The 12718-nt window shown below is 39.0% G+C and carries 12 protein-coding genes and 1 pseudogene; 8 read left to right on the forward strand and 5 right to left on the reverse strand.

What is annotated here, in order from left to right:
* Positions 1–29: 29 nt before the first annotated feature.
* Positions 30–416, reverse strand: coding sequence for a DUF3144 domain-containing protein (locus ABLB98_RS04160; RefSeq protein WP_005217661.1), 387 nt, complete (start codon positions 414–416; stop codon positions 30–32).
* Between the two features lie 104 nt (positions 417–520).
* Here ABLB98_RS04160 and ABLB98_RS04165 point away from each other — a divergent pair, with 104 nt between their 5' ends.
* The gene (locus ABLB98_RS04165; RefSeq protein ID WP_208727932.1) at positions 521–1153 is read left to right on the forward strand and encodes a hypothetical protein; all 633 of its coding nucleotides are present in this window, start codon (positions 521–523) and stop codon (positions 1151–1153) included.
* A gap of 104 nt (positions 1154–1257) precedes the next feature.
* On the opposite strand, the gene ABLB98_RS04170 is transcribed toward ABLB98_RS04165, so the two are convergent.
* On the reverse strand, positions 1258–2706 hold the full coding sequence (locus ABLB98_RS04170; protein ID WP_348882916.1) for a CHAD domain-containing protein: 1449 nt from the start codon (positions 2704–2706) through the stop codon (positions 1258–1260).
* Between the two features lie 176 nt (positions 2707–2882).
* Here ABLB98_RS04170 and ABLB98_RS04175 point away from each other — a divergent pair, with 176 nt between their 5' ends.
* The 7 genes and pseudogenes from ABLB98_RS04175 (at position 2883) to rapA (ending at position 10043) form a co-directional block, all read left to right on the forward strand.
* Positions 2883–3254 carry a DUF962 domain-containing protein gene (locus ABLB98_RS04175; RefSeq protein ID WP_348882915.1) on the forward strand — a complete coding sequence of 124 codons (372 nt, stop codon included), beginning with the start codon at positions 2883–2885 and terminating at the stop codon, positions 3252–3254.
* Between the two features lie 58 nt (positions 3255–3312).
* Positions 3313–3723, forward strand: a pseudogene (gene cas1f, locus ABLB98_RS04180) (type I-F CRISPR-associated endonuclease Cas1f); the annotation flags it as partial.
* Between the two features lie 46 nt (positions 3724–3769).
* A complete protein-coding gene (locus ABLB98_RS04185; protein WP_348882914.1) occupies positions 3770–4213 on the forward strand; it encodes a trypsin-like serine protease in 444 nt (147 codons plus the stop codon).
* A gap of 46 nt (positions 4214–4259) precedes the next feature.
* Positions 4260–4871 carry a thiamine phosphate synthase gene (thiE, locus tag ABLB98_RS04190; RefSeq protein WP_348882913.1) on the forward strand — a complete coding sequence of 204 codons (612 nt, stop codon included), beginning with the start codon at positions 4260–4262 and terminating at the stop codon, positions 4869–4871.
* Positions 4872–4922: 51 nt separating this feature from the next.
* Positions 4923–6230, forward strand: a complete 1308-nt coding sequence (hemL, locus tag ABLB98_RS04195; RefSeq protein ID WP_348882912.1) for a glutamate-1-semialdehyde 2,1-aminomutase — start codon at positions 4923–4925, stop codon at positions 6228–6230.
* A 153-nt stretch (positions 6231–6383) separates the two neighbouring features.
* Complete coding sequence (locus ABLB98_RS04200; protein WP_171294981.1) at positions 6384–7028, forward strand: RluA family pseudouridine synthase; 645 nt, start codon at positions 6384–6386, stop codon at positions 7026–7028.
* A 186-nt stretch (positions 7029–7214) separates the two neighbouring features.
* Entirely contained in the window at positions 7215–10043 is a 2829-nt protein-coding gene (rapA, locus tag ABLB98_RS04205) for an RNA polymerase-associated protein RapA (protein WP_348882911.1), read from the forward strand.
* 60 nt (positions 10044–10103) lie between these two features.
* On the opposite strand, the gene dps is transcribed toward rapA, so the two are convergent.
* The 3 genes from dps to fabR form a co-directional block, all read right to left on the reverse strand.
* A complete protein-coding gene (gene dps, locus ABLB98_RS04210) occupies positions 10104–10598 on the reverse strand; it encodes a DNA starvation/stationary phase protection protein Dps (RefSeq protein WP_004663234.1) in 495 nt (164 codons plus the stop codon).
* A gap of 202 nt (positions 10599–10800) precedes the next feature.
* Positions 10801–11817: an AI-2E family transporter gene (locus ABLB98_RS04215; protein WP_004663233.1), complete on the reverse strand. Its 1017-nt coding sequence runs from the start codon at positions 11815–11817 to the stop codon at positions 10801–10803.
* A gap of 85 nt (positions 11818–11902) precedes the next feature.
* On the reverse strand, positions 11903–12601 hold the full coding sequence (fabR, locus tag ABLB98_RS04220) for an HTH-type transcriptional repressor FabR (RefSeq protein ID WP_348882910.1): 699 nt from the start codon (positions 12599–12601) through the stop codon (positions 11903–11905).
* Between the last annotated feature and the right edge of the window lie 117 nt (positions 12602–12718).

Genomic DNA, 12718 nt, shown 5'->3' on the forward strand with positions numbered 1-12718 from the left:
CATTAGGTGGCTTTCTTTTTACGTTTAGATTATTCGTGATCGTGTTTATGCGTATGAAAATCTTCATTTTTACGAAAGCGTAAGTAATTTTCAAACTGCTCACAATATTCGTCAAAGTTGTCTTCAAGCATCATTTGAAACTGTTGCAATAAATAAGACATCACCTGTTCTTTGGCATCACGCATTTCATTGCCATCTTTAAAATTATTTGCTGCAACCCACGTATTAAAACGAGCTGTTGCAAATAACATGGCAGCGCTGACTTGTCCGCGTAACTCTTCTGGTTTGGGTTGCTGTCCTTTTTGTGGGCGACAAAACTCATTGGCTTGTTTGATAAATTCATCTGCTCGCTCAAAAAATATCGCATTTAAAGCTTCTTCTTCTGTCACATCAGTGGCATTAATTTTTTGAGACATGATTTTTCCCAACAACAAATAAGACACGATATTATAGACAAAGCCTTGTGGAAACTAAACCTTTGGCTTAATCTAAAATAGCCTAAGTAATTAGAATAATCACTATGCAAGATGCAATTGCAATTCAAAGCCTTAAAACGGATATCGCTTTACTACGTCAACATATTCATCCACCCCAATATTTAGAGCATGTCGAAGGTTTGCCGATTTATTATGGTTTAAAGGACGAGGTCGATGAATACTACCAACAATGGCAACCTTTGATTGAAAGGGCGCAGCAACTCTGTCAGCCTTTTATGGAAGATGATGTCGTTGATGCGATTCATTTACCGAGCCATCTAAATTTACCGCTGTTTTTCTTTCATGTAGATCGTATTCGAATTAATAAAACACGGGCCAAAGAATCTAAGACTTTTCGTGGCGTAGCGGCTTTGCTCGAAAAATGTGGAAAATTTGAGACCGATCAGATTTTTGCGATGCAGGAATGGTTGGGGAGTGATGATACTGCGGCTTTGGTGGCACATCGTGAGTTTATTGATTTACGAACTTATGTCTTTCAACATGGACAAAGTGAATATACGCGTACCCGTTTTTATATGAATGGCGTGATTTTAAGTGTTGAGCCGCATTTTAAATTGGTAGATGCGCGAGATAAGCCACGTAAGCCGCGTAATGATAGTTATAGTGATCCGATTGCCGATAATGGGACATGGAAGATTTTTGGGAAATATCGATAGAATTTGATAATTTCTCATCAAGTCAAGCTTTTCATCCCCCTCTTTTTCAAAGAGGGGTGAGTTGAAATTTATACTGATCAGTATTTGGGTTTGTGTAGAGATTGCTATTTCCAGAAAATATCTTTAGCCGATAAATGCTGTAACTTTTTATTAGCTTTCTTTGCGACATGAGGTTGTTGTGCTTTTACCCAACCGAGTGCAAATAAAAATTGTGGTTGTTCTGCTGCCTGTTGTTCAAAGACCTGTTCTGCCACAAATAGATCATTATAAAAACCTAAATACTCCTGAATTGGCTCAAGTTTATTTAGAAATTGCTGAACCTCTTTTTCAGGATAAAGCCTAGAAATAAAATCGATGCAATAACGCAATTGCTTAATACGCTTACGAGTACGATGTTGTTTTTCAACTGTAAGTGTAGAAAACTGAGTCGCGTCCATTAAAATTTTATGAAAAAGCTTGCTCAAACTTTTAGCCACTTGTTTAGATAATTTTGATTTCGATTTATCACCACAATATATAAAACTAAATAATGATAAGAATAGCTGTGTTGTTTTAGCTCCGCTGAAAAGCTTGGCGATATTGGAGTCTATTTCAGCATCAATAGGAAATTCAAAATCACAGCTTTGTTTTATAAGCGGAATCACAGAATCCTGAATTGCATCGTGATCACGTAATTGCCCCAAAGCCTTAAAAAGTTCTGCTAATTCATTTTCCCAAGTTGGATCAATCTGTGCTGACCAATTTGAAAAATGTTTTAAAGCAGAACGTAAGCGACGCAAGCCGACACGTGCTTGATGAATATGATCGGCCTCAGCCACGCCACCAGCAATGGCAGCTGCATTAGGTAGAATATGGTTTAGATTATTTTCAATGACCTGTTTTAATGCCTGTTCAGCCGATAGATTCGGCTCTAGTTGAAGTGATTTGGCTTTGGTCGCAGGAGAAACACGTTTGCCAACTGCGAGTAAATTACCTCGTTCCGCTTTGCTACGCACATCAAGCCATAATCGATATTTATCTACCCATGTCTTGGTAAAATCAATTAAGTCCTGTGCTGTACCTTGTTTGAGTTCAAATTCGACTTCACAAATTTTGGCTTGATCGGTTGGAGTACGAATTTCACCATCATCTAAGCAAACTTCAATCTGTGAATCTTGAAACTCAAACACATAGAAACTTCGTTGTACGTCTGTTTGAAACTGTAATTCTAGCTTAGCAGGAGCATCACCTAAAATCTCACGTAGCACCGTTTGAACGGTTCGATTGTGCTGATAAAGTGATAGATCAAGTTCGGGTTCTTGTTCACATTTACCCAGATAAATATCTTCTTCAATGCGCTGTAGATGATTTTTACTGGCGGCTTTAAAGGTTTGTACCCAATGCTCACCTTCTTGGCGTAAACGGATAGCGACATAGTTTTTGGCAAGTAAGCGGTCAGCGGTATCATAATATTTGGCTTGGAGCTGAATTTTTTGCGCTTTTTGCTTATTCAATATTTGTAAAACACTTTTTTTCTTAGATTCAGGAAGTTGAAATTTAAGCTCTATTTCCATGATGTTATGACTCCTGAGCGCAAAGAATGATTAATATAAAATGAGTATAACGGGTTGACCTCAAGAATGATTGTAAAGTTGTTTTAAGTCTAGATACGATGACACCTAATGACTTTATTTTGTGCAAAAAATGAATTAACGTGTGAACAATCTTGCACGATTAGGATGATCAAGAAATGAATGCACCAGCTAAGATCGACAAGCCAGTAGAATTCACATTGCCAATTAAAGACTATAATGAATTTTACCGCTTTTATTTAACTGAACATCGTAGTATTGCGAGCCGACGTTTGCATGTAGCAGGCAGTTCAATTGGCTTATATTTCTTTAGTAAAGTAATTCGTCAGCGCAAAGCAAAATACTTCGCGTATGGTTTAGTCTCAGGCTATGCCTGCGCTTGGGTGGGGCATTTTTTCTTTGAACACAATAAACCTGCTAGCTTTAAACAACCATTTTATAGCTTTATTTCGGATTGGATGATGCTATCAGACGTTGCACGTGGTCGTTTGAGTTTGGTTGATCGTCAGTTTGATAAAATAGATTCTTAAAAAATATTTTTCTTTAATACGATAAACGACATCTACTGTCCCGTAGGGTTATGGCTAAATTCTAATTGACAATACCACGGTCATTTTATTGCGTACTGGCACATCAATTACCCAAGCTGCCATACGGATGCTCGCCAGTGCAGGGGGCGGTTTTACAGGTGGCGGCGGAACGCCTTTATTTATGGGCAGCGAAATTGAATGGATGATGCCACAAAGTAAATATCGCCCCACGGAGTACATGCAGGGGTGGATGAGCTTTTGGTTTGATGAGGCGAAACGTTTATAGGTCGCAAAGCAATTTCAGTTCGCGCGTATCGAATTTATCCGTAAAGTTTGGGCTAAAGATCGGGATTTACAAGCCGAAGGATTTTATCTGGATGACCGAGATATCACCCAGGTGTTAACAGGATTTGAAAAGAAAATTCCGCATCAAAGCAAAGTTGGCGATTTGTTGCTTGCTGAAGCACAAATGATCAAATAGTCAATCTCTAGTTTGTCAACATTACGCAGGGCAAATGATGAGAAATCCTGCGCTGTATCCAACCACTTTAAGATATACCACGCTAAAATTAGCCAATTGTCTATCTTCATCATCATTATATAGCGCGCAACAAATCACTCAGAATATGCTTTGTGCAGAATCACCGATGCAAGACACTCTTACAGATGCTTGTTATGGTGATAGCGGTGCAGGTTTAACGATAAACAATTTAGAAAAGCCATATCTGCTTGGGATTGCAAGTTGGGGTGTCGGTTGTGCCAAGGTGGGTTATTCTGGTGTTTATACGCGAGTTACAAATTACTCTGATTGGATAAACAACTATCTGCATCCAAGTACTATTCCAGAACAAAAAACTAGCCAAACAAATCAATCAGGTGGTGGAAGTGTCGGTATTTTCATGATTTTATTATTCGTAATATTAGCAATTACACGTGGGCGCTTTATTAAAAGTGCGTAATATTTTTGCTTTATACTTTAATACATGAAATTGATGAGTTTGAACTATGCGCGGTCTTTATCTGATTACCAATGATGATCCCCTCCAATTATTATTAGAAAAATTAGATGTGGCTTTGGCAACAGGGCATATTGCCATTTTGCAATACCGTCGAAAAAAAGTTGCAAAAGCCGATCAACAGCTAGAAGTGGAACAGATCAAAATCCTTTGTGAAAAATACCAAGTTCCATTTGTAATTAATGATGATTTAGCTTTGGCAGAACAATTTGGTTTAGGCGTACATCTTGGGCAATCTGATGGTGAAATTATCGATGCGACTGCACGTCTACCAGAGGGTGTGATTATTGGGCGCACTTGCTTAAACTCCTTAGAACTGGCTGAAAAGGCAATTGCTGAAGGTGCAACTTATGTGGCCTTTGGCGCAGTCTATGCCACTTCAACTAAACCTGAAGCAGGTAATGTTGGAATTGCAGTCATTCAACAAGCAAAGCAGACGTTTGAAGTACCAATATGTGCCATTGGTGGTTTGACCGTTGAAAATTCCCAAGTGGTTATCGAAGCAGGAGCAAGCCTTTGTGCGGTAATTAGTGATATATTAGGGCGATCAACAGCCGAAATTCCTGCTCGTGTAAATGCATGGGCAAAGTTATTTGCATAATTTTTTGCATCGTTTCGACATTTTATTCTTCGATTCTAGGTTGAGTCTTTTATGAGTTTATCTCCAAAGCAAGAACAGTTATTTAAACAAGCAAATAAACATATTCCAGGTGGTGTCAATTCACCTGTACGTGCATTTAACGGTGTGGGTGGTACGCCTGTCTTTATTGAAAAGGCAAAAGGTGCGTACTTGTGGGATGTTGATGGTAAGCGTTATGTGGATTATGTTGGTTCATGGGGACCAATGATTTTAGGTCACGCGCATCCCGATATTATCAAAGCGGTACAAACCGCAGCAGAAGATGGCCTAAGTTTTGGTGCACCAACAGTATATGAAACCACTTTGGCAGACACCATTTGCGAGATTATGCCTTCAATTGAATTGGTACGAATGACCAGCTCAGGTACTGAAGCAACTATGACCGCGATTCGTCTGGCGCGTGGTTATACTGGACGTGACAAAATCGTAAAATTTGAAGGCTGTTACCATGGCCATTCAGATTCGTTATTGGTGAAAGCAGGTTCGGGTTTACTCACTTTAGGTGAAGGTGAACCAACTTCTAAAGGCGTACCTGCTGATTTTGCAAAACATACCTTAACGTTGCCATATAACAATATTGAAGCTTTAAAAGAATGCTTTAACAAATTTGGTCATGAGATTGCGGGTGTGATTATTGAACCTGTTGCTGGCAATATGAACTTAGTGACGCCAATCGACGGCTTCTTACAAGCGATTCGTGATGTTTGCGATGAGTACAAATCAGTATTTATTATTGATGAAGTGATGACAGGTTTCCGTGTTGCTTTAGGTGGTGCACAATCGGTTTATAAGGTAAAACCAGATTTAACCACTTTAGGAAAAATTATTGGTGCAGGTTTGCCAGTCGGTGCTTTCGGTGGCAAACGTGAAATCATGGAATGCATCGCACCTTTAGGCGGTGTTTATCAAGCAGGTACATTGTCAGGGAATCCATTGGCAATGCGTGCTGGTATCGCGATGTTCAAGCATCTCCGTGAACCTGAATTTTATGACAAGCTCGCTGCACAGCTCGCAAAATTACTTGCAGGGTTACAAGCTGCGGCAGATGAAGCAGGTATTCCATTTAAAACTCAGCAAGTCGGTGGCATGTTCGGTTTGTATTTCACCGATCAAGAGGACATTACTAGCTTTGATTCGATGTTAGCTTGTGATGTTGAAGCATTTAAGCAATTCTTCCATGGCATGTTAAAGCGTGGTGTCTATCTTGCACCATCGGCTTTTGAAGCAGGATTTATTTCGTCTATGCATTCAGATCAAGATATTGCAGAGACCATTCAAGCAGCAAAAGAAACGTTTGCAGAGATGAAAGCATCGAGCTAATTAAGCATTTTAGATTCACCACACATTTACTGTGGGGTGAATTGCTCACTGTTAGATCTAAAAAATGATTTAAGTGTTAATTTATCATTGTAATTCATAGGCAAGCTTTCTATGATGGCTCGCCTATTTTCATCGAGTGTTTGGAAGGTGTGTTTGAGTGATTTTCTAAGTGAACATTTGATTCATCGTGATGAAGATTTTATGGTGATCCATAAACCTGCTGGGCTTCTGACAGTGCCAGGGAAAACACCCGATTTACAAGACTGTCTGATCAATCGTTTATTAAAATTAGAACCGAAAACTTTACTCATTCATCGTTTAGATCGAGATACCTCAGGCATTTTGGTGTTTGGTTTATCCAAATTTGGACAGAGCAATATTTCACGTCAATTCCAAGACCGTCAAACCTCAAAAATTTATCAAGCTTTGGTTGCTGGTCATTTAGAGGGTCAGGGTACAGTTGATATTCCTGTGATTTATGATCCAAGTCGTCCGCCATTACATATCGCTGATGCAGCACATCACAAACCTGCATTAACCGAATGGCAAGCCATTGAGCATTTCGAAATTCAAGGACAAGCAGTAACCCGAGTTAAATTGATTCCGATTACAGGTCGTTCACACCAACTTCGTGTGCATATGCAATATCTAGGTCATCCAATACTAGGAGATACCTTATATGCAACTCCTGAACAGCAACAGCTTTATGCACGTTTGTGTCTTCATGCAACACAACTTAGCTTCACTCATCCTAAAACAGGCACTCAACTCAGTTTTGACTACCCAGTGCCGTTTTAACCGTATTTTTTTTATCAAACTAGATGTAAAGCGCGCTATTTCAGTCAGCTTTATGTCAAAATATTGAGCTTATTTGGTGATTCATTTTCACCATAATACCAAATTTAAAACTACATAAAGTAGCTTAAACTTTCATCAGTTTAAGGCATACAATATGTGGGCTAACATGAAAAAAGGTGGAATAAATTGCAGCCGTTTGCTATTGGTCAACGTTGGTTATCAGATACAGAAACTGAACTCGGTCTAGGTGTTCTTATTGATGTAGATGAACGTTCTATCAGTATTTTATTCCCGAAAAGTGATGAAACGCGTGTTTATGCACGCAACAACGCGCCTTTGTCTCGTATCATCTTCAATGTCAAAGATGAAGTGCAAGATCAAGAAGGTGTTAAGTGGATTGTTGAATCGGTTGAAGATCGTCATGGCGTGCTGCGTTATGATGTCGTTCGTAGCCTAGAAAATGGCGAACAAGAACGTAAGTCATTGAACGAAACCCGTATCGGTGCACAAATTCAGTTATCAAAACCTTTAGAGCGTTTGTTAGCGAGCCAAATTGATTATAAAGAATGGTATGACCTTCGTATTGAAGCGATGTTATTGCAAGCAAAAATGCATACCAGTCCTTTACGTGGCTTCCTTGGTGCGCGTGTGGGTTTGATTCCACATCAACTGTATATCGCACACGAAGTGGGTAAACGTTTTGCACCACGCGTATTGTTAGCCGATGAAGTCGGTTTGGGTAAAACCATTGAAGCGGGTTTGATTATCCATCAACAACTGAAAACAGGACGTTCAGAGCGTATCCTGATTTTAGTGCCTGATTCATTACAGTATCAGTGGATGATTGAAATGCGTCGTCGTTTCAATTTGCAATTCTCCCTGTTTGATTTAACACGTACCGCTTCGATCAAAGAACATGATCCTGATCTCAACCCATTCCTGACTGAGCAATGCATTATTGCCAGTGTTGATTTAATGGTTGACCATGATGATTTGCGTGAGCAAGCTGTGGAGGCAGGTTTTGATTTACTGGTAGTCGATGAAGCACACCATTTAATGTGGAGTGAAGAAGAAGGCGGTAATGATCGTTATGATCTTGTCGAAGAGTTGGCTGAACAAACAGCGGGTGTCTTACTTCTTACGGCAACGCCTGAACAACTCGGTGTTGAAAGTCATTTTGCACGTTTACGTTTACTTGATCCGCAACGTTTTAGTAGTTTAGATCGTTTCCTTGACGAAGAAGAACAATATCAGCAAACAGCTAAAGTTGCTGAAGTCTTAATGTCAGATGAAGCATTGACTGAAGAACATCTTGCTGCTCTGGATGGCTTATTGGGTCATCGTATTGATGATCAGCCTGAACAGCGTATGCGTGCGATTCACGAGTTGTTAGACCGTCACGGTACAGGTCGTATTTTATTCCGTAACACACGTGAAGCGATTCAAGGTTTCCCAGGTCGTGATTGCCAGCCAGCGCCTTTACCAGCACCAGAAGACTGGTCATTTGATGGCAAAATGCGAGAGCAAATGTGGCCAGAAGAAGGTCAACTTGATGGTGCTTGGATGGAAAATGATCCTCGTGTGCCATGGTTGATGGAAGTTCTACGCAAAGATTTAAAACATAAAAAAGTCTTGTTGATTGCACGTAGTGGACCAGTAGTTGAAGCACTTGAAAATGTATTGCGTTTACATGCAGGTATTCGTACTGCCATGTTCCATGAGGGCATGAGCTTATTGGAACGTGACCAAGCTGCGGCATACTTTGCCGAAGACAGTTACGGTGCTCAGATTCTTCTATGTTCGGAAATTGGTTCAGAAGGACGTAACTTCCAGTTTGCCAGTGACTTGATCCTATTTGATTTACCTGCAAACCCTGACGTACTTGAACAACGTATTGGTCGTTTAGATCGTATTGGTCAGGAAAATCGCATTCAAATTCACGTGCCATATTTGATCGGTACAGCGCAAGAGCGTATGTTCCGTTGGTATAATGAAGCATTGAATATTTTCAGCAGTATTTCTCCGACGGCGCAAACGCTGCAAGAGAACTTTATTGTTGAATTGAAAGACTGTTTATTGGCTGATCAAGGTCAGACGTTTGAGGATTTACTTGAAGAAGTGAATCTACAACGTCAAGCTTTGGAAGCTGAGTTACAAGCGGGTCGTGATCGTTTGCTTGAGTACAACTCTTGTCGCCCAGTCGTTGCACAGGGCATTGTACAAGCACTTGAAGACTATGATGACAACACGACTTTGCCAATGTTTGTGAAGCGTTTCATGTCATCGACCAATATTGACTTTGATGAGCAAAGCAATGGTACGGTGATCATCAAACCAACGGATCAAATGCAAGTTCAAGGCATTACCTTGGACGAAGAAGGCATGACAGCAACTTTCTATCGTGATCAGGCTCAAATCCGTGAAGATGCACAATATTTGACCTTGGAACACCCATTTATTGAAAGTGTGATGGAAATGATCCGCACACAATCATTTGGTAGTACTAACGTTGCATTACTCAAATCGAATGCGTTAAAACAAGGTTCGGTCTTACTCGAAGTTTGGTTTAAGGTCGATGTAGTTGCACCAAAAGGGTTGAACTTACCGTCAAGTTTGCCGAAGCAATTGATTCGTGTTTTATTGAGCGAAAATGGTCAAGATTTATCTGCCAAGATTGATCCAAGTATTTTACGTCCATACTTGCACCATTTAGATGGTAATAGCTGTCGTCAGGTGGTGAAAGCTCGCCGTGATGTAATTGAAGAGCGTTACGCACAAGCTTTAGATATTGCCAAAAACTCTTTGCCTGAATTGATGCAACAAGCCAAAGAGCATTATGGCAGCAAATGGCAATACGAAATTGACCGTTTAACTTACCTTAAGCAATTTAACCCAAGTATTCGTCAAGATGAAATTGAGCGTTTACAAAAGTTCCAGAAAGAGGGTCTAAGCTTATTAGATGGTCTTTCTGTGACTCCAGAAGCGATTCAAGTCTTAGTTGTAGTTAAACCATAATTACGACTGATGTAATAAGAAAGAGGACCAATCGTCCTCTTTTTTATATCGTGAATATACTTAATTTTGATCGATATTGGCTTCTAAGAACCATAAATATTGATCCAGATCTTCGAGTGCTGCATGGATAATATCTTCAGAGATTGGATCTTTAATTTGCTCGATTGTATCTCGAAGATGATTTGCAACGACACCATAACGATCAGCCAGCTCTTTTAAGTGATCTTGCACTGCATGGATTGCAACAGGGTAAGGCTTGAGATGTGAGGTCTCTGAAACCGTTTGGGTTGTTCCGAGCGCTGTTCCACCAATCTGTACCGCACGCTCTGCGACATTGTCTAAATGGGTGATCAATGAAGTACGGAACATATCTAACATTTCATGTACCGCAATAAAATTACTACCCCGCATATTCCAATGCGCTTGTTTGGTAAGCAATGATAGATCAATAAGATTTGCAAGAATTTGATTTAAAATTTTAACGGTGGCTTCTTTGATAGAATCATCTAAATTATTACGAGTATATACTTTCAAAGCCGCTGCTGAAGAATTCATAGTTACCTCATTCAATTATAATGTAATGAAACATCGTGAATAAAAACCATTCTGTTCTAGCTTAAGCGCAGAATGCCTGAATGAATGTTTTAATTCGCAAGGCTTTTGTAATTTTCCTTATCATCATTTTTCTTTTTATTACTTTGCTAAATCAGTCGCAATGATAAATTGATCTATTGAATCTGAATAGCCCGAATATAATTCAGATCAAACCAGCATCTTTGCATTCTAATTTAATGTAAGCGTAAAAAATCGGTGCAACGATTAAGCCACTTAATCCGAAAATCGATTCAAAAATGAGCATAGCCAAAAGTACTTCCCATGCACTTGCATTAATTTTTGTACCAATGATTTTTGCATTTACGAAATATTCAAGTTTATGAATGATGACTAAATATGCTAAAGCGATGGCTGCTACTGAGAGTGAAATGGTTAAGCCAGCCATGATAATTAACGTATTCGAAATCAAGTTGCCGATAATAGGTAACAGACCAAAAATGAAGGTCAGAATAGTCAGTGTTTTAGCAAAAGGTAAATGGATATGGAATAGAGGCAAAACGATAAAAACAAAAATGATAAATAGTGCTGTATTGATTAAAGAGATTTTTACTTGAGCAAAGACAACATTTTTAAATGAAATCGAAAGCTTCTGAATACGATGCAAAATAGCAGCTTTAAAGACAGGTTGTGGTGCATGCTGCTTAAAGTTCTGAATAGAAACCAAGATACCTACAATTAAACCGATCAGCATGGTCGCCAAGTTATGCAGGATATCGGTACCTGTATTTTTAACAATCGAAATATTATTCTTGATGAAGGACAAAATCTGATTCTTGATATCTGCAACACTATGAGGAAGATAACCAGGGACATATTGACTCATTTCAGCTTGGAATTTAATGAGAGTTTGATCAATCTTAAAGTTAAACGAGTTAAGACCTGTTCCTTTTAAATCATAGATCACAAAACTAATTAAACTGGTAATAAAAAAGCCAATCAAAAATGTGGTCAAAATTCCAAGAATAATACTGATAAAGATACGCGCACGTTGTCCATCAATATGTTTTTCAACAATTGAGCTTAGACTGTTAATAATTTCGAAAATCAAGAAACCTGCAAAAAAACTAGGCAACAAATGCAGGGGAATGACCATCATTAAAAATAAAAACATCAGAATAAAACTGGCGATGATACTTTGACGGTCATTGAGAAGGGTCATGATCTGTATGCCTAAATTTGCTTGTAGTTATGATAAATGACAAAGATATATACCAAATGAAGATAGTCTATGCTGATGAAATTGCTTAATCAATTTCCATTTTATCAAAATGACGGGCACCTTCTAAAATCATACGAATCATTACCATGGTTTGCTCTGCAACGTCAGTTCGTTGTTCAGCAGGTAAATCAATCACTTTTGCGCCCATATTGAATACCAATTGGGTAATCGCTTTAGCCGCAATGTCAGCATGACTGATTTTACTATTATTCATTTGTTCTAGGCGAATCAGGTCTTCTTGTAATTCTTGCTGAAAGAAATTTAGCTGACGGTCTACAGCGAGTTTATATGAGGTTGAGCCCGTATATCCTTCGCGTAATAATAAGCTGAGATAACCTTCATCGGTATCGAGCTGTTGAATGAAAACTTCAACTGAACTTCGAATAATGCTTTGCTGCATAGATGCCTGCAAACGCGCTTCGCGAATGATTTTACGTAATACCAAACCTGCACGATCGATCAGAGCGATAGCCAGTTCATCAATATCTTTAAAATGTCGATAAAAACTATTTGGTGCAATGCCTGCTTCACGCGCTACTTCACGTAAGCTCAAAGATGCAATACTTTTTTGTGGACCAATTAGATTCAGTGTCGCCTGAAAAAGTTCTTCTTTGGTAATGGTTGCTTTTCTACCAACCGAACGTACAGGAGATTTCATAGCAATGACATCTTGTTCATTTAGTGTGTCATGACCGAGCGGTAAAAAAGTAGAAGACTGAACCATTATTTTCAAAATATAAGTAAGCTACTCGGGATTATAGCGATTGTCTGACTACTTGGGAAATGTAAATTCTTATACGAATATATATACAAATATATATATATATGTATAATAATTAAA

The organism is Acinetobacter yuyunsongii (assembly GCF_041021915.1).
Classification (GTDB): Bacteria; Pseudomonadota; Gammaproteobacteria; order Pseudomonadales; family Moraxellaceae; genus Acinetobacter.

Coding starts and splice junctions, on each gene's coding strand:
- ABLB98_RS04215 (WP_004663233.1), bottom strand. CDS start 11,817: ATGACCCTTCTCAATGACCGTCAAAGTATCATCGCCAGTTTTATTCTG.
- ABLB98_RS04170 (WP_348882916.1), bottom strand. CDS start 2,706: ATGGAAATAGAGCTTAAATTTCAACTTCCTGAATCTAAGAAAAAAAGT.
- ABLB98_RS04175 (WP_348882915.1), top strand. CDS start 2,883: ATGAATGCACCAGCTAAGATCGACAAGCCAGTAGAATTCACATTGCCA.
- dps (WP_004663234.1), bottom strand. CDS start 10,598: ATGAATTCTTCAGCAGCGGCTTTGAAAGTATATACTCGTAATAATTTA.
- thiE (WP_348882913.1), top strand. CDS start 4,260: ATGCGCGGTCTTTATCTGATTACCAATGATGATCCCCTCCAATTATTA.
- hemL (WP_348882912.1), top strand. CDS start 4,923: ATGAGTTTATCTCCAAAGCAAGAACAGTTATTTAAACAAGCAAATAAA.
- ABLB98_RS04165 (WP_208727932.1), top strand. CDS start 521: ATGCAAGATGCAATTGCAATTCAAAGCCTTAAAACGGATATCGCTTTA.
- ABLB98_RS04185 (WP_348882914.1), top strand. CDS start 3,770: ATGATGAGAAATCCTGCGCTGTATCCAACCACTTTAAGATATACCACG.
- fabR (WP_348882910.1), bottom strand. CDS start 12,601: ATGGTTCAGTCTTCTACTTTTTTACCGCTCGGTCATGACACACTAAAT.
- ABLB98_RS04160 (WP_005217661.1), bottom strand. CDS start 416: ATGTCTCAAAAAATTAATGCCACTGATGTGACAGAAGAAGAAGCTTTA.